This window comes from Thiorhodococcus fuscus (assembly GCF_042682685.1).
GTDB classification, from domain to species: domain Bacteria; phylum Pseudomonadota; class Gammaproteobacteria; order Chromatiales; family Chromatiaceae; genus Imhoffiella; species Imhoffiella fuscus.
On the sequence record NZ_JBHUHX010000032.1, the window covers coordinates 108,666 to 131,737 of the forward strand.

17 protein-coding genes are annotated in these 23,072 nt (G+C 66.4%); 10 read left to right on the top strand and 7 right to left on the bottom strand.

All coding sequences use genetic code 11. The features are described from left to right. The 6 genes from ACFSJC_RS12550 to ACFSJC_RS12575 all read right to left on the bottom strand — a co-directional run bounded on the left by ACFSJC_RS12550 (position 1) and on the right by ACFSJC_RS12575 (position 8,890). Positions 1-1,854, bottom strand: a complete 1,854-nt coding sequence (locus ACFSJC_RS12550; RefSeq protein ID WP_386027179.1) for an ABC transporter ATP-binding protein — start codon at positions 1,852-1,854, stop codon at positions 1-3. Beyond that, entirely contained in the window at positions 1,851-3,659 is a 1,809-nt protein-coding gene (locus tag ACFSJC_RS12555) for an ABC transporter ATP-binding protein (RefSeq protein WP_386027181.1), read from the bottom strand. Before ACFSJC_RS12555 ends, ACFSJC_RS12550 begins: the two co-directional genes overlap by 4 nt. 5 nt (positions 3,660-3,664) lie before the next feature. After that, entirely contained in the window at positions 3,665-5,764 is a 2,100-nt protein-coding gene (locus ACFSJC_RS12560; protein WP_386027183.1) for a TonB-dependent receptor, read from the bottom strand. A 101-nt stretch (positions 5,765-5,865) separates the two neighbouring features. Continuing rightward, positions 5,866-6,678: a class I SAM-dependent methyltransferase gene (locus ACFSJC_RS12565; protein WP_386027186.1), complete on the bottom strand. Its 813-nt coding sequence runs from the start codon at positions 6,676-6,678 to the stop codon at positions 5,866-5,868. 329 nt (positions 6,679-7,007) lie between these two features. Next, the gene (locus tag ACFSJC_RS12570) at positions 7,008-8,015 is read right to left on the bottom strand and encodes a helix-turn-helix transcriptional regulator (protein WP_386027189.1); all 1,008 of its coding nucleotides are present in this window, start codon (positions 8,013-8,015) and stop codon (positions 7,008-7,010) included. A 290-nt stretch (positions 8,016-8,305) separates the two neighbouring features. Further along, positions 8,306-8,890 carry a class I SAM-dependent methyltransferase gene (locus ACFSJC_RS12575; protein WP_386027192.1) on the bottom strand — a complete coding sequence of 195 codons (585 nt, stop codon included), beginning with the start codon at positions 8,888-8,890 and terminating at the stop codon, positions 8,306-8,308. Between the two features lie 430 nt (positions 8,891-9,320). On the opposite strand from ACFSJC_RS12575, the gene ACFSJC_RS12580 reads away from it, so the two are divergent. The 6 genes from ACFSJC_RS12580 to ACFSJC_RS12605 all read left to right on the top strand — a co-directional run bounded on the left by ACFSJC_RS12580 (position 9,321) and on the right by ACFSJC_RS12605 (position 15,893). Beyond that, positions 9,321-10,760: a two-component system sensor histidine kinase NtrB gene (locus ACFSJC_RS12580; RefSeq protein ID WP_386027195.1), complete on the top strand. Its 1,440-nt coding sequence runs from the start codon at positions 9,321-9,323 to the stop codon at positions 10,758-10,760. Beyond that, positions 10,753-12,147, top strand: a complete 1,395-nt coding sequence (locus ACFSJC_RS12585; RefSeq protein WP_386027197.1) for a sigma-54-dependent transcriptional regulator — start codon at positions 10,753-10,755, stop codon at positions 12,145-12,147. The genes ACFSJC_RS12580 and ACFSJC_RS12585 overlap by 8 nt, the downstream gene beginning before the upstream one ends. Positions 12,148-12,247: 100 nt before the next feature. Further along, entirely contained in the window at positions 12,248-12,457 is a 210-nt protein-coding gene (locus tag ACFSJC_RS12590; protein WP_386027200.1) for a hypothetical protein, read from the top strand. A gap of 242 nt (positions 12,458-12,699) precedes the next feature. Continuing rightward, positions 12,700-12,933: a hypothetical protein gene (locus tag ACFSJC_RS12595; protein WP_386027202.1), complete on the top strand. Its 234-nt coding sequence runs from the start codon at positions 12,700-12,702 to the stop codon at positions 12,931-12,933. Between the two features lie 157 nt (positions 12,934-13,090). Next, positions 13,091-13,435 (top strand): LysM peptidoglycan-binding domain-containing protein, encoded by a 345-nt coding sequence (locus ACFSJC_RS12600; protein ID WP_386027204.1) that lies wholly within the window; start codon positions 13,091-13,093, stop codon positions 13,433-13,435. A 211-nt stretch (positions 13,436-13,646) separates the two neighbouring features. Continuing rightward, a complete protein-coding gene (locus tag ACFSJC_RS12605) occupies positions 13,647-15,893 on the top strand; it encodes a multiheme c-type cytochrome (RefSeq protein WP_386027207.1) in 2,247 nt (748 codons plus the stop codon). Positions 15,894-16,036: 143 nt separating this feature from the next. Here the strand turns inward: ACFSJC_RS12605 and cls are convergent, their stop codons facing one another. After that, positions 16,037-17,494 (bottom strand): cardiolipin synthase, encoded by a 1,458-nt coding sequence (gene cls / locus ACFSJC_RS12610; protein ID WP_386027209.1) that lies wholly within the window; start codon positions 17,492-17,494, stop codon positions 16,037-16,039. Between the two features lie 680 nt (positions 17,495-18,174). Here cls and ACFSJC_RS12615 point away from each other — a divergent pair. Genes ACFSJC_RS12615 through ACFSJC_RS12630 form a run of 4 tightly spaced genes read left to right on the top strand, consistent with a single transcriptional unit; the run spans position 18,175 to position 23,025 of the window. Beyond that, the gene (locus ACFSJC_RS12615) at positions 18,175-19,893 is read left to right on the top strand and encodes a chloride channel protein (RefSeq protein WP_386027211.1); all 1,719 of its coding nucleotides are present in this window, start codon (positions 18,175-18,177) and stop codon (positions 19,891-19,893) included. Then, positions 19,890-20,870, top strand: coding sequence for an HlyD family secretion protein (locus tag ACFSJC_RS12620; protein WP_386027213.1), 981 nt, complete (start codon positions 19,890-19,892; stop codon positions 20,868-20,870). The genes ACFSJC_RS12615 and ACFSJC_RS12620 overlap by 4 nt, the downstream gene beginning before the upstream one ends. A gap of 22 nt (positions 20,871-20,892) precedes the next feature. Next, a complete protein-coding gene (locus tag ACFSJC_RS12625) occupies positions 20,893-22,386 on the top strand; it encodes a DHA2 family efflux MFS transporter permease subunit (RefSeq protein WP_386027215.1) in 1,494 nt (497 codons plus the stop codon). A gap of 57 nt (positions 22,387-22,443) precedes the next feature. After that, positions 22,444-23,025, top strand: coding sequence for a KUP/HAK/KT family potassium transporter (locus tag ACFSJC_RS12630; RefSeq protein ID WP_386027217.1), 582 nt, complete (start codon positions 22,444-22,446; stop codon positions 23,023-23,025). Positions 23,026-23,072 lie beyond the last annotated feature (47 nt).

Sequence of the window (23,072 nt, forward strand, 5' to 3'; positions counted from 1 at the left end):
TCACTTCGGTTGGGAGTCGGTTTGATGCCTGGTGCCGCAGTCTTGAGCGGCGTCGATCAGATGCCAGGCTTTGGCGCGCTGCTGGGCGTCCCACATGGCGCGGTAGCGTCCGCCGGCGGCGAGCAGCGCGGCGTGCCGGCCCTGCTCGACCAGGCGTCCGTCCTCGAGCACCAGGATGGTGTCGGCGCCAGCGATGGTGGACAGCCGGTGAGCGATGACGATGACCGTCTTGTCGCGCACCAGTGCGTCGATCGCCTCCTGCACGGAGCGCTCGCTCTCGGTGTCGAGCGCGGCGGTCGGCTCGTCGAGGACCACGATGGGGGCCTGCTTGAGCAGGGCGCGGGCGATGGAGATGCGCTGACGCTCGCCGCCGGAGAGGCGTCCGCCGATGTCGCCGAGCCGCGTGTCCCAGCCCTGGGGCAGTCGCTCGATGAAGTCCAGGCAGCGGGCGGCGCGGGCCGCGGCCTCGACCTCGGCGTCGCTGGCGTCGGGCCGGGCCATGCGGATGTTGGCCAGCACCGTGTCGTCGAACAGATAGACGTCCTGGAAGACGACCGAGATCAGGCCGTTCAGCGTCTCGGGCGGGATGGCGCGCACGTCGACCCCGCCGATGGCGACTGTGCCCCGCTGCGGATCGGCATGGCGCATCAGCAATCGGGTCAGGGTCGATTTGCCCGAGCCCGAGGGGCCGACCAGCGCCGTCATCCGCCGTGCCGGCAGTTCGGCGTCCAGGTCGCGGATCACGGGACGATCGCCCTGTGCATAGCCGAAGGTCACGCCCGAGAATGCGATGTCGAACTCCGTCGGCACCGCCGTCGGCGTGCGCTGCGGCAGTGGCTCGATGGCGAGCAGGGCCTCGATGCGCTCGAGCGCCGTCTCGATCAGTTCGAGGATGGCGGTGTAGTTGACGAAATTGGCCAGCGGTTCGGCGAAGCGCGAGACCATCACCAGCAGTGCCGCCAGGACGGCGACATCGAGCGTGCCGGCGATCGCCCAGGTGACGCCGACGGCGACGACCAGCAGGAGTCCGAGCTCCACCAGGCTCGCGATCAGCACCTTGGGCCGGTTGCCGGCGCGCTGGGCCCGGCTCTGCACCAGACGCAGCTCCTCGAATCCCTCCTGCAGGCTGGCCGACCGCTCCCCGGCGCAGCGCGCGGCGCGCAGCACCGGCAGTCCCTGGGTGTATTCGAGGATGTCCCCGTTGATGCGCTGGTGCGTCTCGGCGAGACGGCGCATGTTGCGGGCGAAGATCGGTCGGCGCCAGCGGTAGAGCGGGAGGATGGTCGGGAAGATCAGCAGCAGGATCAGACCCATGCGCCAGTCGACGAAGAGTGTGGCCAGTGCCGCGACCAAGGGTGTGACGATGGCGCCCAGGATCAGATTCACCACCGTGAGCAGATAGTTGAGGTTCTCGTCGACGTTGCCGAGCAGGGTCGAGCTGACCTCTCCGGTGCGCTTGTCCTGCAGCCGCTCCAGGGGCATGCGGCGCAGCTGCTCGCCGAGACGGGTGCGCAGCTCGTGGGTCGCGGCGGCCATGTGGCCGTCGAAATCGAAGCCCTGGGCGCGCCAGCGCGCGACCGTCGCCAGTCCCATCAGGGCGGTCATGACGGCGAGCCAGGTCCAGACGGCCGGCCAGTCCGGATCCGGCAGGAGGGCCGAGAAGAGCGGCAGCAGACAGGCCAGCGCCAGGCCCTGGAGCGCAGCGGCGATGGTGAGTCCGAGCAGGGCCGCCCGTAGCTCGGCGGCGCGCGTGCCGGAGCTGCGCAGGAGCTGGCGGTAGGTCTCGAGCCAGGGCGTGATGGGGCGCGTACCCGCGCTCGGGACGGGGATGGTCGGGCTGGAGTCTGTCGTCACGATGGCATCTCCGCGAGACGGGCGGGGGAGGGGGCGGGCGTGCTCGGCGGCGTGTCCGGGTGCAGCGTCCAGGCCTGTGCCTGCTCGTAGCCGTGCCAGAGCCGGGCGTAGAGGCCGCCGTGCGCGATCAGATCGTCGTGACGGCCCAGCTCGGCCAGGCGTCCGCGATCCAGGACCAGGATCTGGTCGGCGTCGCGGATGGTCGAGAGACGGTGGGCCACCAGGATCACGGTCTTGCCCCGCATCAGCTGCGACAGGGCCGCGACCAGGGCCAGCTCGTTCTCCGGATCGGCGAAGGCCGTGGCCTCGTCCAGGACCAGGATCGGGCGCTCCTGGAGGATGGCGCGGGCGATGGTGATGCGCTGGCGCTGGCCGCCGGAGAGGAAGATGCCGCGCTCGCCGGCGCGGGTCTCGTAGCCCTGCGGCAGTGCCTCGATGAAGGCGTGGGCCTGAGCCGCGCGGGCGGCCGCCTCGACCGCCTCCTGGCTGGCGTCCGGCACACCGAGACGGATGTTCTCGGCGATCGAGCCGGCGAAGAGGAAGGTGTCCTGGAACACGAAGGAGACCTGGCCCATGAGATCGTCGGCGCGCATCTCGCGCACGTCGACGCCGCCGACCAGCACGCGCCCGGTCGTGACGTCCCAGAAGCGCGGGATGAGCCGCGCGACCGTGGTCTTGCCGGCCCCCGACGGACCCACGAGCGCCGTCACCGTGCCCGGCGCGGCAGTGAAACTCAGGTCGGCGACGGCCTCTTCCCCGTCCGCGTCGTAGCGGAATCCGACCCCCTCGAACACGAGGCTCGCGTCCTGCGGGCGGTGTGCCTTTTCGGGCGCGACTTGCGGCAGTTCGGGTGTGTCCATCACCTCGTCGATGCGCGCGATGCTGAGCTTGGCCTTGTCGATCAGGTGATAGAGGCTCATCAGGGGCATCATGGCCTCGGCCATGCCGGTGCCGATCAGCAGCACGGCGAGCCAGGTCGAGAAGTCCAGCGACTCGCGCCAGCCGAGCCAGGCCCCGAGCCAGAGGAGGACGGCGAGCGTCGGCATGGGGTTGAGCACCGCCATGCCGAGCCGGCCCGAGAGACTGGCCTCGCGGTACCAATGGGTTAGGAATCCGAGATAGGACTCGAGGGCGTGCTGGAAGCGGCCGAAGGTGTCGGTGCCCGTATCGAAGGTGCGCACCACCGGCATCGCCTGGACGAACTCGACGACGGCGGCGCTGACCCGCTCGCGCGCGGCATGGTAGCGGCGGACGAGTTCGGCGCGGTCGCGCATCGCCAGACTCATGGCGACGAAGCCGAGCGCCAGGACCGCGACGGCCGCGAGGGCGAGACGCCAGTCGAGCCAGAGCAGGGCGATCAGGGTGATCGCCGGACCCGCGTAGGCCCGCGCATGGAGCGGCGTGCTGTCGGCGACGAAGACGTGCAGCTCCTTGACGTCGTCCTGGATGACCTTGGCGAGCGCCCCGGCGCCGATGCGCTGGATCTCGCCGAGCGAGACCCGCGCCAGGTGTTCGGCGAGCCGGGTGCGCAGGATCTGCTCCAGCCGGAAGGCGGCATAGTGCGACTGGTCGAAGGAATTGATGCGTAGCAGATAGGCGAGCACCGTACAGACGAGGACGCCGAACATCGGCGTCCAGGGCCAGTCTCCTGGGGCCTCGATCAACCGATGGATCACCCAGGCGAGCATGGCGAGCGCCACCAGGCCGAACACGGTGCCCAGAGCGGCCAGGGCCATGGCGAAGCGGATCTGACCCTGGACCGGGCGCATCACGGCCCAGGGCGACTTGGGAGTTTGTCTGTCCATGGCGATCAGAAGAGATAGCTGACGCCGAGGCCGAGCGTGCGGTCGCGGCTGGGCATGCCGATATCGACCCCCGGGGCCAGATAGTAGCCGTAGAGGTCGTAGCGCTCGTCGAGCAGGTTGTCGGCCCAGAGATAGACCTCGGCGTCGCCGACCAGCAGGCCCAGGTGCAGGTCGATCTTGTGATAGGCGTCGAGGTCGAAGTGGTTCTGCGGATCGGCGGGACGCGAGCCGTTGTAGCGGTAGTCGATGCGGGCGTTGAGCACCGGCGCCGAGAGTCCCCAGAAATCGTCCAGCGCCCGCTGATAACTGGCGTTGAGCAGGCCGCTCCAGCGCGGCACGTCCGGCACCCGGTTGCCGGATTCGACGTCGCCGCCCTGCACCCCGGTGGCGTCGCTGGTGATGGTGGCGTCGATGTAGCTCAGTCCGCCCGAGAGCGAGAGCCCGCCGCCGACGCGCCAGGTACCCTGGAGCTCGGCGCCCAGGCTCTCGGTGTCGGCGTTGATCGCCTGGGTGGCTAGGGTCGCGATGTCGTAGCCGAGCAGATGGTCGTCGGCGACGCTGTTGAAGAAGAGTGCGCCGCTCAGGTCGAAGCGGCCGTCCTCGGACTCGCTCTTGAAGCCGAGTTCGGCGCTGTTCACGACCGCCGCCCGGTAGGGTGTGCTGTCGGCGACCTGGGTCGCATAGTCGTTGAATCCGCCCGATTTGTAGCCGCGCGAGAGGATGCCATAGACATTGGTCGCCGGGTTCAGCGCGTAGGAGAGGGCGACGCGGCCGGTGTCGTAGTTGTCGCTGAGCCGGCGGCTGTCTGCGGTCCGATGGCCGCTCGGGTCCCTGTAGGTCGCCCCGTAGCGCTTGCGGTCCCAGGTGTGGCGCCAGCCGCCGGTGACCTTGAAGGCGTCGCCGAGCGGATAGGTGACCTCGCCGTAGACGGCGTCGCTGTGGGTGTCGAAACGGCGATCTTGGGCGCTGTCTTTGAGGTGATCGATCGAATCCATGGTGCGCTTCGATCGGGTGACGTTGACGCCCATGACCCAGAAGACGGGGGATTCGGGCAGGGACGACCAGCGCAGGTCCTGATTGAAGGTGTTCTTATCCGAGACGTCGCTGGCCGGGTACTCGATCCCATAGCCGTAGAGCGCCTGCATGACCTTGCGTCCGTACACCTTGTCGATCGAGAGATCCGACTGGCTGTAGGAGGTGACCGAGGTGATGCGGCTGTTCGCGAGGTCGTGCTGGATCTCGAGCGACTGGATGTCGAGCGTCTTCTCGTTGTCGTCGACCGAGCTGCGGGAGACGTCGACGCTCGGATGATCGCCGTAGGGCATCAGCACGATCTGGGGGATCTGTCCGTTCATCTCCTGGTGCTGGACGCTCAGGAAGGCCGAGGTGGCGGGGGCGATCTCCCACAGCAGCGAGCCGCGGAAGGCGAGGTCGCGCTGATAGGTCACGGGATCGCCGGTCTCATCGTTGTCGACCGGGTTGTCCGATCCCGAGTTGCGCACCGCGAGCCGGGCCATGAGGCTCTCGGAGACTGCACCGCCGACGGCGGCCTCTTCGAGCTGCTGACCCTCCTGGCCGCCCTCGATGCGGAGGTATCCCTCGCGCTCGCGCGTCGGACGGCGGCTGCGGATATTGATGGCGCCGGCCTCGCTGTTGCGTCCGAACAGGGTCCCTTGCGGCCCTTTCAGGATCTCGACCCGCTCGACGTCGAGCGTCGAGAGCGAGGCGTCGCGACCCGAAAGCGGAACGCCGTCCATATGGATGACCACCGAGCCGTCCTCGGCGTTGACCTGGTAGAGCGAGCCGACGCCGCGGATGCGTATGTTGGCGTCGCTCGCGCCGCCCGAGGAATTGACGTCGACGCCCGGGGTCTGTCTCAGGGCGTCCTCGAGCGTGACGAGACGTTGGGCCTCCAGATCCTCGCTGCTCAGGACGCTGACGCTGAAGGGGACCTCCTTGGCCGCTTCCTCGCCGAGCCGTGCCGTCACCGTCACCGACTGCAGTTCCACGGCGGCCTCTTCGTCGGCCCCGGCGAGGCCCGGCAAGGCGGCCACAGCCGTCGAGATCAGAATCGAGGACAGCCATCTTTCGTTCAATCGCTGCATGAAATCCCCCAGGGAATGCTGGAACAGGGCAGACATCGCCCGCCGAACGCGCGATGGGCGTTCGGGGCGATCGCGTGGTTGTGGAATGAAAGGGGAGGGTCTCAGCTGCGCCTGGCGTCCGAGGCGGTGAGATGGACGATCCAGGGCATGCCTTCGCGCAGTCCTGGGATTCGGGCCATCAGCGGGAACAGCGACCATGGAAAGAGACGGAATCGCCGATAGGGCATCAGGCGCACGGATCCGATGCGGGGGCTCCAGGAGCGGAGCAGTGGCTCCAGCTCGCCTTGGCCGATGCCCCAGGGCATCTTGGGAACCCGGTAATGCCGGGTCTTCTGGAGTCCGGCCATGGATTTGCGCGAGAGCCAGCGCGGGATGACGTCGAACATCAGCTCGACGTCCGGGAAGCGCTCCAGGATAGCGGTCAGGAGGCGCTTCACCTCGGCCTCCTCGAAGTACATGAAGAGACCCTGGGCCGTGACGAAGAGGGGTTCGGAGGGCTCGACCGATTCCATCCAGGAGAGATCGAGCGCGCTCTTTGGAACGAAGCGGCAGCGCTCGCTGGGCGCGAGAAAGCGCTCGCGCACCGCGATGGCCTCGGGCACGTCGACGCACAGCCAGCGCACCTGGCCGTCGTCGATGCGCTGGAACTGGGTCTCCAGACCGCAGCCGAGCTCGACGACCGTGCCGCCCGGATGGCGCTTCATCCAGTCGCCCACGACCTCGTCGAACATGGCCGAGCGGGTCGCGTGCGATCCGTCCGGGCGCCCGAAGCTGCGCGCGTAGTCGTAGTCGATGCTCGCGTAGATGCGGGCCGCCTCCGGGTCGCGGATGAAGCCGTCGGGGCGCACGGCCTCGCTCGCACGGTTGTGCAGGGTCCAGAGCATGGTTTCGGGAATGCCGGTCAGTTCGGTCATCGCAGGGCTCGTCATCCAAGGGTTCAAGCGGTCGACTGGAGTGCTCGACCCATGGAGGAATCGATCACCCGATGCAGATGATCATTATTCTTATTTGCATGACCGGGCACTGTTCGGGACGGGAAAATGATCGCTCGGATCGGGAAAAGCCGGCGTCGGCTGGACTTGGGTCGGAGCCATCGAACCGCAAAGGATGCGCAGCGCGCGAAGGATTTCGATCGATTGTCAGGGAACGCATGTCTCCCCGAACGGTGAGTCGGAAGCACAAGAGAAGCGTTCGGTTTCTTTGCGTACTTCGCGCCTTTGCGGTTCCAGTTTCGAACGAAGGATCAGGCGCCTCGGGCGAGGTGCGACGGCAGGCAGCCGAACTGGGAGCGGAAGTTGGACGCGAACCAGCCGAGGTTGGTGAAGCCGACCGCGAAGGCGGCCTCCTGCACGCCGTGACCCTCGCGCTCGATGAGCCGGCGCGCCTGCTCCAGACGCTGCCTGCGAGCATAGGCGCCGATCGTGCTCCCGAAGCGATCGCGGAAGCCGGCCTTGAGATAGCACTCGTTGAGTCCGACCCGGCGTCCGAGTTCGCCGATCGTCGGCGGCGAGGCCCATTCGGCGTCGAGGATGTCGCGGGCCTCGTCGAGCGCGACGTGCAGCCGGCGCTCGCGCCGCTCGGCCGGGGTGAGATCGGCCGAGGTGCCGTCCTCGACCCGAAGCAGTGCGGCGAGCAGATCCAGTGCCAGCGATTCGAATTGGAGGCGTCCGCAGAGGCTGGCGGTGTCGACCTGCAGCATCCGCCAACCGATCGCACGCAACGGCCGGTGCGCCCCGGGCAATGGACGGAGCAGGGGGCCCGCGTGTCTCAGTGCCGCGCGAATGCCCGGATTGAGCGCCTTCGGCGCCTCCTCTCGCCACTGCTCCAGCAATGAAGCTGGGGCGTCGATCGAGATTGCCCGTGTTTTCTCGTTGGCTGGCTGGGCATAGCGAATGGATGCGACGCGCCCGGCGCGGATCCAGGTCTGGTTCGCCGAGATCTGCTCATGGAAACCCAGATCCGGGATTTCGAGATCGAGTGTCCCTTCGAGCAGCAGGCTTGCTCCGAAAAAGGTTTCCATGTCCCTGTAGGCTCCCGAGTGGTTGCGGTCCACTCGATAGTCGCCGCGTCCGGCCATGAGTCCGTTCGAGAACACCAGGTGCTCCATGTAGCCGCTGCCGTCGACGACCTTCAGCAACTCGCGTCGCCGCATCCCACCCTGAGCGTTCGGCGTGTTCTCCGAGCGGAAGAGGCCATCCTCCAAGAAGGTCGACCGATATTGATCCAGCATCGAGGTCGCTGCGTTTTCCATCGATATGATGTGTCGGATATGTAGTTAATGAGAATCATTATCTACTAAAGATCGCTGCGATGACTATCCGACTCCTCGTTTTTACTGGATGCGAGCGGACATGTCTCGATTGAGGGTGGCGAGTCGGCGGCGATCCGGCCCTGGCTCGGATCTGGTCGAGGATGCCGTGGGGAACGGGCTGGCGCGACATGCCGATCGATGTCGAGCACTCGGTGCGTAACGCCTTCAGGGAGTACGCCGAACCCTCGCGAGAAGGACAACGCCCCAGACCTGGGGGCGTGCAAGCCCCCTCAGCGCCGATGTCTGAGGGCGACCGTGAAATCGTCCGGGAGATAGTCGTTGGCGACCACCATCTCGGCTTCGAGATGTGCGGTCCAGGCGCGCACCTCTTCCGGTAGGCAGAGGTTGTAGCTGAGCGGGGCGTCCTGTCCAAAGAGCAGGTTGAACACGAAGCCCTCGGTGGAGGCCATGAAGCAGCGCTCGATGAAGGACTGCGTCTCTTCCCGCGTCAGGGTGTTCATGGCCCCGCTGCAGACGTAGTAGTCGGCCGGTGGCAGGTCCTTCTGCAGGACATCCAGGAGCAGGATCTCGCGGCCGGTGCGCAACCGGGCGGCCTCCACCATGGGCTCCACCACATCGAGCCCGAGATAGCGTCCGGGACGCTCGCCGCGTGCGCTGAGAAAGGCGAAGAAATCCCCGAGTCCGCAGCCTGCGTCGGCGAGGGTCAGGGTCGACAGATCCTCCGGAAGAAACCGCCGTAGGGCCTCGAAGCGGGTTAACTGGCTGTCGGTCGAAGTCCACTGCACACCTTTGGCGGTGTGGCCGTAGTGTTCGAGGGAGTAGCGGTAGAAGCGGTCGGTATCGACTCTGGGCATGGCGGATGGCGTGATCGGACAGGTGATGGCGTTGATAGGCTGCGTCAGTGTGACCCAGATGGCCTGTCATCATAGAGGAAATCGCGTCGGTTCATCGGTGCAGTCCTCCGTGTTCGTGGGCCGGCCCTGTCCTGGTCGATGCGACCCAGGCTGGTTGTAGTGAACCAGGCCGGAGCCGATCATCCGTCCCCGGCTCCCGAGCAGACGGAGATTTTTCGGGCGGTATGAAGTTTGCTGAACGGTCTCCAGAGCGCTTCGCAAGCGTCGGCGCAAGCCGGACGGCTCGGCACCATAACCCCCGTTCGCGATGCCCTAACCGCCGTGCCTGGACCTTGTCCAACCGAAAAGAGAGGTCACGCAAGAGATGTCGAGCAGGAATCGCGCTTCCTCCGAGGTCAGCCCAACACTCGATTCATTTGCGGTCCGACGGATGTTCTGGCTCCCGCTCTGGATATCGGTCGGCGTCGTGCTGGCGGCCCTGATCGGGATGCTCTTCGTCTCCTGGCACAGCTTGGAGCGTTTGGCGCCGGTCCAGTCGCACCTCGAGCATGTCGAGCGGATCCAGAGCGTTGGACTGAACATGGAGCAGATACTGCTCAAGGGTTTGCGTGGGACGCCGATCGCGCGCTCGGAGCTGGTCGCGCTCCGCGATCAGGTCCAAGAGATCGCACGGCTGGAGGGGGCGCTGCACCCGCAGACCGTGATGCGGTTAGAGCGTGTCGGGACGCAGCTCGGCGATGCCAAGGCGCGAACGGTCGATCTCCTGTTCCAGGCGCTCGCCGAGATTCGCCAGGTTCTCGATAGCGAACGTGAGCGCCACGACTGGCTGCTGACCCAGATCGGACGGGATGCGGCGACAGAGATCAAATTGACGGTCCTGCTATTGCTGGTCGGTCCCTTCGTGTTCGGTGCCACCCTGCTGTTCATCCGCTCGCGCGTCAAGCTGCCGCTGCGGGCCATGGAGGACCTGCTGGTCCGCCTGGCGCGAAAGGACTACCGGCCTGTTCCCGAGGTGCTGATCGGCAACATCGACAGGGTCGCACACCCCGCCTTTAACAGCTACAACGAGCTGGTTGCACGCCTGCAAGCGCTGGAGGCCGACCATCGCGACCGCGAGCAGACGCTGGAGCAGGAGGTGCGGCAAGCCACCGAGGCGCTGCTTGCCCAGAGCCGCGAGCTGCGCCGAGCCGAGCGGCTTGCCGCTATAGGCGCTGTATCCGCCGGGCTCGCGCACGAGCTGCGCAATCCGCTCGCCGGCATCCAGATGGCATGCGGCAAACTCCATCGGGCATTGGCCGACACCGAGCACGCAGCCCGCATCGCGGCCGTCATCGACGAGCTCAAGCGTATCAATCACCTGCTCACCAGCCAGGTGGACGCCGCGCGCCATCTGCCGGAGCCGCTCGAAGAGATCGCCGTCGATCGGCTCGTCGATGAGCTGCTAACCTTGCTGCGCTACCAGATCCCGGAGCGGATCGCGATCAATGCCCAGATCCCGAGCGATCTGCGCTGTCTCCTGCCCGCCGCCGGTCTGCGCCAGGCCCTGCTCAATCTGGTCCTCAACGCCGTGCAGGCGATACCGGACGCTGGCCGCATCCAGATCGCCTCCAGACTGGAAAGCGGCGAGCTGAGCGTCAGCGTCATCGATTCGGGACCAGGATTCCCCGAGGATCTGCTGCGCGCCGGCATCCGCCCATTCGCCACCGGGCGCAAGGGTGGCACCGGCCTGGGGCTCGCCATGGTCCGCCGCTTCGTGCGCGACCACGATGGCGATCTACATCTCGCCAACCAGACGCCCCATGGTGCCGCCGTCACCCTGCGTCTACCCTGCCGACCTCACGCGTCCACCGGAGCGACGTCCCATGTCTGAAACCCTGCTGGTCATCGAGGACGAGCGCCTGCTGGGCGCCGAGCTGTGCGCCGAGCTGGTATCGAGCGGCTGGGATGCCGTCCAAGCCTTCGATCTGGCCGAGGCGGAGCGTTTTCTGTTCGAGCGTAACCTGGAGCCGCTGGTCGTGCTCTCCGACATGAATCTGCCCGACGGCAATGCTCTCGACCTGCTGGAGAAGGTCCGCAAACGCGGGATCGGAGGGGAGTGGATCTTCTTGACCGCCTACGGCGGTATTCCCGAGTCCGTGCGTGCGCTCAAGCTCGGCGCCTTCGATTTTCTGGAGAAGCCGTGCGAGTTGGAGCGGCTGCAACTCGTCGTCGCCGGCGCCGCGCGCAGCGCGCGGGCGCAGCGCCGCCTGAGCGATGAAGAGCGCCTGCGCGGCAACCGCTACGGGCCGGAGGCCTTCATCGGCCGCAGCCAGGCCGCAGCCGATGCCCGCGACATGCTCGAGCGTCTGTCCAAGGTCCCCTTCTCGGGTCTGCTCATCACCGGCGAGACCGGCACCGGCAAGGGCTTGATGGCACGCATCCTCCACAACGCCGGGCCGCGTGCCTCCGGTCCGCTGATCGAGGTCAACTGCGCCGCCTTGCCCAGAGAGCTGATGGAGGCCGAGCTGTTCGGACACGAGGCGGGCGCCTTCACCGGGGCCAAGGGCCGTCGGCGCGGACTCATCGAACAGGCCAATGGCGGCACCCTGTTCCTTGACGAACTGGGCGAACTGGAGCTGGACCTCCAGGCCAAGCTGCTCAAGGCGATCGAGGATCATCGCATCCGCCGTGTCGGCGGCGAGCGCGAGCTGGAGATCGACCTCCAGATCATCGCCGCAACCAATCGAGAGCTCCAGAAGCGAGTCGCCGACGGCGCCTTCCGCGCCGATCTCTACCATCGTCTCGCCGTCTTCCGGCTCGAAGTCCCCGCGCTGCGCGATCGTAAAGAGGACCTCGAAGACCTGCTGCCCGTCTTCATCAAGGAGTTCAACACCCGCTCCGGGCAGCGGGTCGAGACCGTTCCGCCATCGGTCTGGAGCCGACTCGCCGCCTACGACTGGCCGGGCAACGTGCGCGAGCTGAGAAACCTGGTCGAGCGCTGCGTGCTCCTCGCGGACGGCCCCGTGTTCCCCGAACGCTGGCTGTACCTGGGCGAACCCGCATCCGAAGGCCAGGCACGGGCGGTCGTCCAGGACGGGGACCGCCTATGCCTACCCTTGGACGGCTCGCTCAGCCTGGACGATATGGAATGCGCCATTCTCGCCGAGGTGCTGCGGCGCAACGCCGAGAACGTCAGCCAGACCTCGCGCGTGCTCGGCACCACTCGGGAGAAGCTGCGGTATCGGGTGCAGAAATATGGGTTGAAGACGAGTGACTGACGGTCTCGATTCGGGGGCGGCGCCCAGGGCGGTCTGGTCGAACGATTCGCCAGCGAGTGGCCGGTATCTATTTCCTTGATTCCAATAGGAGGCAAGCAAGATGGCAACGATGGAACGATTGGAACTGGCCGCCCAAAGCAGCCAGCTCGTGAAGGACGTGAGACATCTGGTCGAGAAGTACCGATCGATCTTCGCGTGGGACGTGCCCGACCTGGACCAGGAGCTCTCTGACACCATGATTCTGACCGCGATCCGCCAGGCATTGGACGCCGTCGAGGAGGACTTGCGCCGCCGTGCGGCTGGGGCTTGAGTCAACTGCGGTAGCGTGTCGAGCAGGGGAGCAAGGCCGATCCGAGCCGGATTGTGGTGGTCACTTTGACGTGGTCAAGTGTAGAGCGTCTCGCAAGCAGACGCTTTCCAGCCACGTACCTCGCAGCGTTCCGGGTCGTTACGGATAGGAGCTGGATTTGTCGCGGACTAGACTCGGCGCTTACATGATCGCGCTGCGTTTGCGCGGCGCGCTAGCGCTCGCTCAGCCCGGTCTGCGATGCGTTGGATGCCGAGCGGCAACTGGCTGCGGCAGGCTTCAAGATGAAGTTCGCCAAGACGCAGGCTCAGATCGGCAAGGTCGGCTCACTACCACAGCGCAAGCTCACCCGCACAACCGGACCCGATGGCAAGCCTAGGTTTGTTTATGCCGATGCTGTCGACTGCAACTGTGTCTACGTCGGCACCGAGGCGGCCTACGACCGTTATCAACGCCTTGCGGTCCAGGAACCCGTGTAAGCAGGTTCGGTGCTGGATAATGAACGCGCTCGCTTTGAGCACCTCAATGACAATCGGGGGAAGGCGAGATGAGTGGCAAGACGATTCGACCTGGTGCGGTGCTTGCGCGTTGCGCCCCATCGCCCTCAGTGTGCTTTGGCTCATCGGGACCGCGTTCGTGTCTGCTGCAGACATCGGGCCGCGTCAGCATGCGCAAGGCCAATACGACGCCGCGAGCCAGCTCCGCAGGGTCGCGATCGGCGACCAGCTCTCGACGATCGCGGAGCGTTTTGGCACCACCGTCGCTCGGCTGGAGTCGTTCGACGATCTTACGGAAGACCGGATTCTGGCGGGTCGGCGGTTGGTCGTCGCCGCCAGATCGTCGGAATCCGCCGGAGATGATCCACCGATAGAACTGGCCCAGGGCGATCCGCAGTCGCTGATGGATGAGGCGACGGCCAAGGGCTGGATCGTCATCAGCATGAAGAACGACTGGAAACGGATCTTCGCCCCAGATCCGTAGGCGTGGTGCCACTTTCGTTTCAGTGTGCCTGGCTAGGCGCGGCCGATGATCGCTTGCGTCAGGCGAGAGCCCCGACAGGCGGATTCACGTTCCATCAACGTTCCATCAATGCTGGAGCCCTCGTGACGCAACAACCAAGTCTTGCCTCTCTCGTGGTGTCGCTACTCGGTCGGCAGCTGTGGTCACGAGACGATTTCTGATCGGGGCCATCTTGCTCTGGGCATCGCAATTGAGCGCCGACGGTTCGTCCTCGGGCTTCGTGGGGCGTGCTCAATGCGCCGTCTGTCACGCGGAGGAGGCGGCTCGCTGGAGCGAGTCGCACCACGATCTGGCGATGCAGGAGGCCAACGAGACCTCCGTGCTCGGGGATTTCGACGACGTGTCCTTCGAGCAGTTCGGCGTCGTCTCCCGCTTCTACTGCAAGGACGGTCGGTTCATGGTGCGCACGGATGGCCCAGACGGCAGGCTCCAGGACTACCCGATCAGCTACACCTTCGGCGTCTTCCCGCTGCAGCAATACCTGATCGAGCTCTCCGGGGGCCGCCTGCAGGCCTTGGACATCGCCTGGGACAGTCGGCCCAAGGGGCAGGGCGGCCAGCGCTGGATCCATCTCCACCCGGACGATCCCGTGCTTCACGACGACGTGCTCCACTGGACGGGGCCGAATCTCAATTGGAATTACATGTGCGCCGATTGCCATTCCACCAATCTCCGGAAGGGCTACGACGCGTCGCGCGGCACCTACCACACCACCTGGTCCGAGATCGACGTCTCCTGCGAGGCCTGTCACGGTCCAGGTGCGCGGCATGTGCAGTGGGCCGAGGCGGCGGCACAGGGCGAGCCATCGCGCCAGCCGGACATGGGATTGACGGTGCGTTTGAACGAGCGCGCCGGCGTGCGCTGGTCGATCGACCCGACAAGCGGTAAGGCCGCGCGTTCGCAGCCCAGGACGACCAGCAACGAGATTCAGGTCTGCGCCCGCTGCCATAGTCGGCGCAGCCAGATGACGGATGAAGTCGTTGCGGGGCAGCCCTTTCTGGACGCCTTCCGACCGGCCTTGCTGACCGAGGGGCTCTACCACCCGGATGGTCAGATCGAGGATGAGGTCTACGTCTGGGGCTCGTTCCTTCAAAGCAGGATGTACCACGCGGGCGTTACCTGCTCCGACTGCCATGACCCGCATGCCGCCAACCTGCGCACCCCTGGCGACAGCGTCTGCTACCAGTGCCATACCGCCGAGCGGTATGCGACCGAGAGGCACCATTTCCATGCGCAAGGGTCGGTGGGCGGCAGCTGCGTCGAGTGCCATATGCCGCCGACCCATTACATGGTGGTCGACGCCCGGCACGATCACAGCTTCAGGATCCCTCGGCCCGACCAATCGGTGGCCATGGGCACTCCGAACGCCTGCAACCGCTGCCACGCGGACAAGACGCCGCAATGGGCGGCAGATCAGGTGAAGATCTGGTACGGAACCCCGGCCGAGGGATACCAGCACTATGCATCGGCCTTTTATGCGGCCCGCCAGCGCGTTCCCGGAGCGGCGGATCTGCTGCAAAGAATCGCCGCCGATGCGGAGCAGCCGGAAATCGCCCGAGCCACCGCACTGCAGGCGCTGAGCGCCTACCCGGACGCGGCGGCGCTGGAGCGCCTCCAGGCCGGTCTCGATGCCGAGGACCCGCTCGAGCGTCTCGGCGCACTCGGTGGGCTGGAGTCCTTCGCCCCCGCTCAGCGGATACTTGCCGCTTCGCTGCTCTGGGACGATCTGAAGGCGGTGCGCATCGCCGCCGCGCGGCTCCTGGCTCCCTTGCCAGCCGATCGGCTGCCCGAGTCCGTGCGGGAGCGGCTCGCTCAGGGCATTGCGGAATACATCGCGGTACAGGAGTTCAATGCGGAGCGCCCCGAGGCGCAGCTCAACCTCGGGGCCCTCTATGCCGACCTGGGCCGTAGCACGGAGGCGGAGCTGGCCTATCGCAAGGCCATCGGTCTTCAGCCCAGATTCATTCCGGCCTATGTGAACATTGCCCACCTGCTCAGTCGTCTGCGGCGTGAGCAGGAGGCGGACGGATTCCTGCGCAGCGGTCTGGAGCGCAACCCGGAGAGCGCCGATCTGCACCACGCCCTCGGACTGTCCCTCGTTCGTCAGAAGAAGCTCGATCAGGCGCTGTCTCCCTTGGCGCGAGCGGTCGAGCTTGCCGGGGACAATGCCCGCTACAGCTATGTCTACGCCGTCGCGCTGCACTCCAGCGGACGACAGCGTCAGGCCATCGACGTGCTGGAGGCGAACCGCCAGCGCCATCCCGGCGATCTCGAATCCCTGTCGGCCCTGGTGGCGTTCAGCCGCGAGGCTGGCGAGCGAGAGAACGCGATCCAGTACGCGCAAGAGTTGCAGCGGTTGGCGCCCGATGACGCCTCGGTCGAGCAGCTCATCCGGGAGCTCAAGCGGGATGGCCGCTGAGGACCTCGTGTAAGCGCTTCTGCGCAGAGCGCATCGCTGCGGGAGTCCCGCTTGAGTGCGCAGCCTCCAGTTTCCCCTCCGCAGTCCCGTGAGCGCGGGGACGTGCGGTCGCGCCAACTCGGCCGCACCGGCCTTCGGTCAGATCAAAGAACCGGCCCCAGGATTGCGACGGCGTTGTTCCAGAGCCTTCGGCGCCAGTTCCAGCCGGCGACCTGGTCTGGGGAAACGGCGTTGGCGCTGGCGATGTACTGCGCCTGGCGGTCACGGACTGCTGCGGTGAGCTCGGGGTCGTGAAGCAGGATGTTGTTCTCGTAATTGAGTTCGAAGCTGCGCCTGTCCATGTTCGCCGAGCCGATCAGGGTGATCTCGCCGTCGAGCGTGAGCGATTTGGTGTGCAGCAGGCCGCCGACGTACTCGAAGATATGCACCCCGGCATCGAGCAGATCGGCGTAATAACTGCGGCTCGCCGCAGAGACGATCCAAGAGTCGTTCCGGGCCGGGAAGACGATGGTGGTGTCGACGCCTCGACGGGCGCTGGCGCACAAGGCCGCCTGCATGGCCTCGTCGGGGACATAGTAGGGCGTGGTGATCACCAGCTCGTGCCGGGCGGCGTAGGTCAACGCCTCGAACAGCTCCGGCATGGCCGAATAGCGCACCGTTGGTCCGGTTCCGATGACTTGCGCCGGGAAACCTCCCGCTACGCCATCCGGCCACGGCTGTCGAAGCAGATCGCCGAGGTCTTCGTCCACATGGGCCATCCAGTCCGTCGCGAAGAGGCCCTGATTCTGTCGCGCGATCGGACCCTCGAAACGGATCACGGCATCGACCCAGGGCCCGTACTTCGCCTTGACGAAAAACTCCGGATCGGCGCAGTTCTGGCTGCCGCAATAGGTGATTCGGCCGTCGATGACGACGATCTTGCGGTGATTGCGCAGATCGATGCGCCCACTGAGAACACGCCGAAGCGGGCTGCCGATGGGCAAGGCCCGCGCCAGGCGGACACCCGATGCCGCCATGGTCTTCCAGTGCTTGGAGCCGATCATCAGGCGCGAGCCCAGATCGTCCGCTATGGCGCGGCAGACGACGCCGCGTGCCGCCGCGCGCCGCAGTGCCTCGGCGACCCGGCAGCCGTTGCGGTCCGGCAGCCAGATGTAGAACAGCAGGTGCACGTGATCCGTGGCGGCGTCGATGTCGGCGATCATGGCATCGACGGTCGCGTCCGAGCCCGGCATCAATGCACCGGTATTGCCGCACACCGGGGTGAAGCCCGTGATGGAGCGGCCCGTCTGGAACAGGTGGGCGTGGCGCTCTGGCACCTGACAGTCGGACTCCATCGCGGCTGTCGGGGCTGCGGCGACGACTTTTTGCAGCCGGGACACGAGTCGCTGCCGGCGTTCCGCTCGGCGGCGTCCGATATTGGTCTCGCCGAGCAGCAGGTAGGCAATCAGCCCGAGGACAGGCAGCGAGAAGATCACGACCAGCCAGGCCATCCGGGACGCAGGGTCGCGGTGCGGGCGCAGAATGACCCGGATCGCGACCGCGATCTGCAGCAGCAGATGCGCCGCGACCAGGAGCCCGGTCAGCAGTTCCAGGCCGGTCATTATGCGGTGCCCCAGCGCTGCGCGGCGTCGGGCCGCTCGCCAACGAGCCCCCCGAGCGCGGCGGAGCCCCTGACGAGCGCCTGGCGCCAACTGGGCGCGAACCTATCGGCCGTGAGGCCCGCCAGAGGCCGGGTCAGCGCATTCGGGCAAGCGGGTCTAGCAGAATCGATCGTCATCATGAGGTGCTTCCAAAAGACGCAATGCGTTCGGCGGCCGATCGCCATCGCTGGCCTGGGGGCGACGTTCATCCAAACCGGTGCCGTTGCCCATGATGGACGACATGCCGGGGTCTGTCGACGTACAGCTCGGCGCCGAGCAGCCGAGGCGCGGTTGTGGCGAAGTCGATCATGGTGTGAAGGTGCTCAAGGTGCGATTGCTCGACTCGGATTCAATCTGTACGCGCAATGGTGCCTGCGTATCCAGCCCCGCGCCCTTTCAGTCGCACGGTCGTTCGGTTCAAGAACCAGCAACCCTGGTTCTTATGAACCAACGATCGCCTGACTGAATGCCGGTGAGCCTGCCTCGCGCTGGCGATTCAGTTGCCTGAGCCGGTGGCAGACTCTTTGCTTAGAGCGAAGGAGAGGGCGGTGCTGAAGAAGCCACCGCCAGACATTCAAGACACATCGGTCGGTCGAGTCGGGGAGCCCTTCCGGTATCGGCAGCTTGCGTTGGGGATCAGGATGCGCGACTCACAGCCCATCGAGGAATACGGCCAACTCGTCCCGAGGCTGATCGGCTTGGGGGTTCTGGTCGGCGCGATCGCAGGCATTGGAGCCATTCTCTTCCGAGCCATGATCGGCGGGATCCACAACCTGGCCTTTTTCGGCGTCTTCTCCTTCGACTACGACGCCAACCAGCACACACCGACCAGCCCCTTCGGTCTTTTTATCGTCCTGGTCCCGGTCGCTGGCGCCTTGGTGGTCGCCTGGCTGGTCAAGACCTTCGCCCCGGAGGCCAAGGGACACGGCGTCCCGGAGGTGATCGGCGCCATCTACTACCAGAAGGGGCGGATTCGTCCGTCCGTGGCGCTGGTCAAATCGCTCGCCTCGGCCCTGTCGATCGGCACCGGGGGGTCGGTGGGGCGCGAAGGTCCCATCATCCAGATCGGGGCCGCCTTCGGCTCGACGCTCGCGCAGTGGACGCATCTGCCGGAGTGGCAGCGCATCGCCCTAATCGCCTGCGGGGCGGGCGGCGGCATCGCGGCCACCTTCAACACCCCGCTCGGCGGCATCCTGTTCGCCGTCGAACTGATCATGACCGAGGTCAGCGCCCGGACCCTGGCCCCGGTGATCCTGTCCGTCGTCACCGCGACCGCCGTCGGTCGGCTCTATTTCGGCGATCACCCCTCGTTCGTCATCCCGCCGCTGGAGTTGAACACCCACCAGAGCTTCGCGCCCGAGGTGATGGTCGCTTACGCGCTGCTGGGCGTGATCCAGGGCTTGGGGGCCGTCGTGCTCATTTGCGCCATCTACGGCTTCGAGGATCTCTTCGATCGCATGCCCGGCAACTACTACAGCCGTCACGCCGCTGGCATGCTGCTGGTCGGTCTGCTCATGCTCGGGCTCCAGAGCCACTACGGTCACTATTACGTGCAGGGGGTCGGTTACGCCACCATTCAGGACATCCTCGACAAGGTGCTGACCGCGCCCGGTCTGCTCCTGCTGTTGCTGGGCGCCAAGCTGCTCGCCACCTCCCTGACGTTGGGTTCGGGCGCCTCGGGTGGCGTCTTCTCGCCGTCCATGTTCATCGGGGCCTGTCTGGGTGCGGCCTTCGCCTATGCCGCCCGCGCACTCTTTCCCGAGCTGCCGCTGGACCCCGTCGCCAGCGCGGTGATCGGCATGGCCGGAATGGTCGCTGGAGCCACCGGCGCGGCGCTCACCGTGATGGTGATGATCCTGGAGATGACCCACGAGTATCACGCCGTCTTGCCGCTGATTCTGGTCGTGGGCGCGGCGCATGGCGTGCGCCGTCTGGTAATGCAGGACAGCCTCTACACCATGAAGCTCAGCCGGCGCGGCCAGCCGGTGCCCCAGTCGCTGCATACGCCGCTCATGCTCCTGCGCAGCATCGCCGATCTGGCCGACACGCCGACGCGCGAGGGAACCAAGCCGCTGCGCGACTCCTCCCGTTTCCATCAGGTGCTGCGCCTCGACGGCGAGGTGCGCGCGCTTCTGCCGGCCGGCGGCGGCAGGCCCGTCATGGCGCTGGCTCAGCCCCCGGATACCCCGGTCTTCGATGCCGTCGCCCAGTTGCGATCCGCGCATGCGGCAGCGGTGGTCATCACCGCTACGGGTCACCCACGGGACCCCGCCCTGGCCGCGCTGACGCTTGAGGAGATCGCCCATCACGGCCATGTGCCGCCCGCCTATTTACGACAGAGAAGGAGACTGCGGCCATGAAACTCCGCCATGTTCTGATCGGTATTCCAGTCATTGCGGCGCTCGGCGGCGGTGTCTGGTGGTACAACAGCTATTCGAGCGCCCATCCATCAACCTCCGACGCCTATCTGGGGCGGCATCTGGTCAATATCGCCGCGCAGGTCAGCGGTCCCATTCAGTCCGTCCTGGTCCATAACAACCAGGCGGTGAAGCGCGGCGATCTCCTCCTGACCATCGATCCCGAGCCCTTCAGGCTGGCCGTTCGCAAGGCCGAGGCGCAGCTCCAGCAGGCCAAGGAAAGCCTGGAGGCCGCGAACGCGCGCGTCGATGCCGCCCAGGCGCAACTGGCCTCGGCTCAAGCCAATGCCGACCAGGCCGAACGTCACGCCAAACGCATCGCCGACCTGGTTGCCAAGGGCTCGGCATCGAAGGATGTCGGCGACAGCGCCGAGCAGTCGAGGCTCGACGCCCAGGGCGCTCTGACCAGCGCGCGGGCGGAGTTGAGCGCCGCCAAGGCCGCGCGCGGCGCGCTCGGGGACGACAACGCGGCGGTCAGGTCCGCTCAGGCCGCGTTGGATCAGGCGCGGCTCGATCTCCAGCACACCCGCATTGCCGCCCCGGCCGACGGTATCGTCGGCGATTTCGACTTGCGTCCGGGCAGCTATGTGGACAGCGGCAGCGCCCTGTTCGCGCTGGTGGAGAGCCATGACGTCTGGGTCGACGCCAACTTCAAGGAGACCGATCTGCCGCGCATTCGTCCGGGACAGCCGGCGACCGTTTCGGTCGATCTCTTGCCGGGCAAGGACTTCAAGGGCGAGGTGGAAGGGCTAAGTCCCGCTTCTGGCGCATCCTTCTCACTGCTGCCGGCGGAGAACGCGACCGGCAACTGGGTCAAGGTGACGCAGCGCTTCGCCGTGCGGGTGCGCATCCTCGACCCGGTGCCCGCGCTACGCGTCGGCGCCAGCGCCGAGGTCCGCGTCGACACCACCGCCGACTAGCCGCGACGGGAGGCATGAGCCGATGAGCGACGCACCCACCTCGGGACGCATCCTGCCCGCCGCGAGCGTGATGCTGACCACCGTCATGGCCATCATGGACATGACCATCGTCAACGTGACGCTGCCGCACATGATGGGCGCCCTGGGCGCGACGGCGGATCAGGTGACCTGGGTTCTGACCGCCTACATCGTCGCCGAGGCGGTCACCATCCCGCTGACCGGCTGGTTGGCCGCGCGCTTTGGGCGCCGACGTGTGATGTTGGTCGGCATCGCCGGCTTCGTGATCGCCTCGGCCGCCTGCGGACTGAGCGAATCCCTGTCGCAAATGGTGGTCTTCCGTCTGCTTCAGGGCATCGCCGGGGCTCCGCTGATCCCGCTTTCACAAGGCGTGCTGGTCACTCTCTTCCCGGCCGAGCAACGCGGCAAGGCGATGGCGATCTGGGGGATCGGGGTGATGCTCGGTCCGGTCCTTGGACCGACGGTCGGCGGACTGGTCACCGAGCATCTCGACTGGCGCTGGGTGTTCTATATCAATCTGCCGGTCGGACTGCTCAACCTGGCGATGGTTGCACGCAGCATTCGCGAAACCCCGCGTCAGCCGGCCGGCACCGATTGGCTGGGGGCGCTGCTGATGATCGTCGGCATCGGCAGCCTGCAGACCATGCTCGATCGCGGCAATCAGGAGGGCTGGTGGGATTCGGGCGTCATCCTGCTGCTGACCCTCACGGCGGTCGTTGGGCTCGCACTCTTCGTCTGGCGTGGGCTGACCGCCAAGCAGCCGATCGTCGATCTGCGGCTGTTCGCCGACCGCAACCTGGCGTTGGCCTCGACGCTGATGCTGGTGTTCGGGCTCGCGCTGTTCGGGACCATCGCCATCCAGCCGCTGCTGATGGAGCGCCTGCTCGGCTACCCGGTCGAGACGACCGGTCTGGTCATGGCCCCGCGCGGGTTCGGCGCGGCCCTCGGCATGCTGATCGTGGCTCGGATCTCCGGGCGGGTCGATGCGCGCTGGATCATCGCGGTCGGCATGGGCCTGGCTGGCGGCGCGACCTGGGTGATGTCCTGGTACAGCCTCGACATCAGCCCCGGCTGGCTCATCTGGCCTGGGGTGCTCCAAGGCGTCGGCATGGGATCCATCTTCGTCACGCTCTCTACCCTGGCCTATGTGACCCTCCCGGCGTCACAGACCGACGCGGGGGCCGGGCTCTACAACCTATCGCGCAGTATCGGCAGCTCCATCGGCGTGTCCATTGCCGCGACCTGGTACAGCCGTTTCGGCCAGGCGGATTGGAACCAGCTCGGCGGACACATCAACCCCTTCAATCCGGCCCTGCACCACTGGCTCCAGGTTCAGGGACTGACGCTGTCCAACCCAAAGGCCGCCGTGCTGCTCACCAACGAGCTCAGCCGCCAGTCCTCGATGCTCGCCTTCACCCAGGTGTTCGGCATGATCGCCCTGAGCTTCGTGTTGATGCTGCCCTTGTTGTCGCTCTTGAAGCCGAGCGTGCGGAAATGACGGCACCCCGTCATTCTCGATGCAGGCCGAATGTCATGACGTTTCACGGGATGTCCCATGTCAGCCAACGTCTCTAAGCGCGAACCGGTCGGGCTCGCTCTCGTCATCGCCGCCCTGGGGGTGGTGTTCGGCGACATCGGCACCAGCCCGATCTACACCATGAACATCCTCTTCGGCGGCGCGGGTCTGTCGGTCGAAGTGGTCAACGTCCTCGGCGTGCTCTCGCTGATCTTCTGGTCCCTGGTGCTGGTCGTCGGCGTCAAGTACATGCTCTTCGTGCTGTCTGCGGACAACGATGGGGACGGCGGCGTCATCGCGCTCGCCACCCTGCTGCGTCGCCGCAGCCAGGGACGGGCACGCTCGCTGGCGCTGCTGCTGGGCGTGGTCGCCAGCGCCATGCTGATCGGTGATGGGCTCCTGACCCCGGCCATCTCGGTGTTGAGCGCGGTGCAGGGTCTGGAACTGGTTACGCCGGAGTTGACCGACGCCGTCCCGGAGCTGACGGTGCTGGTGCTGATCGCCCTGTTCGCGATTCAGCACCGTGGCACGGCACGGGTCGGCAAGCTCTTTGGCCCCGTGATGCTGGCCTGGTTTCTCATCCTCGCCGCGACCGGGCTTTATTGTCCGAAGCAGGGTTAAAACCACCGCCTTTAGGCGGTCAGATTTATCTTTGAAGCCTTTTGCAA

Bases quoted from the DNA above. Each gene is read 5' to 3' on its own strand.
- ACFSJC_RS12555 (WP_386027181.1), bottom strand. From the start codon at position 3,659: ATGGACAGACAAACTCCCAAGTCGCCCTGGGCCGTGATGCGCCCGGTC.
- ACFSJC_RS12560 (WP_386027183.1), bottom strand. From the start codon at position 5,764: ATGCAGCGATTGAACGAAAGATGGCTGTCCTCGATTCTGATCTCGACG.
- ACFSJC_RS12565 (WP_386027186.1), bottom strand. From the start codon at position 6,678: ATGACCGAACTGACCGGCATTCCCGAAACCATGCTCTGGACCCTGCAC.
- ACFSJC_RS12570 (WP_386027189.1), bottom strand. From the start codon at position 8,015: ATGGAAAACGCAGCGACCTCGATGCTGGATCAATATCGGTCGACCTTC.
- ACFSJC_RS12575 (WP_386027192.1), bottom strand. From the start codon at position 8,890: ATGCCCAGAGTCGATACCGACCGCTTCTACCGCTACTCCCTCGAACAC.
- ACFSJC_RS12580 (WP_386027195.1), top strand. From the start codon at position 9,321: ATGTTCTGGCTCCCGCTCTGGATATCGGTCGGCGTCGTGCTGGCGGCC.
- ACFSJC_RS12585 (WP_386027197.1), top strand. From the start codon at position 10,753: ATGTCTGAAACCCTGCTGGTCATCGAGGACGAGCGCCTGCTGGGCGCC.
- ACFSJC_RS12590 (WP_386027200.1), top strand. From the start codon at position 12,248: ATGGCAACGATGGAACGATTGGAACTGGCCGCCCAAAGCAGCCAGCTC.
- cls (WP_386027209.1), bottom strand. From the start codon at position 17,494: ATGACCGGCCTGGAACTGCTGACCGGGCTCCTGGTCGCGGCGCATCTG.
- ACFSJC_RS12615 (WP_386027211.1), top strand. From the start codon at position 18,175: ATGCGCGACTCACAGCCCATCGAGGAATACGGCCAACTCGTCCCGAGG.
- ACFSJC_RS12620 (WP_386027213.1), top strand. From the start codon at position 19,890: ATGAAACTCCGCCATGTTCTGATCGGTATTCCAGTCATTGCGGCGCTC.
- ACFSJC_RS12625 (WP_386027215.1), top strand. From the start codon at position 20,893: ATGAGCGACGCACCCACCTCGGGACGCATCCTGCCCGCCGCGAGCGTG.
- ACFSJC_RS12630 (WP_386027217.1), top strand. From the start codon at position 22,444: ATGTCAGCCAACGTCTCTAAGCGCGAACCGGTCGGGCTCGCTCTCGTC.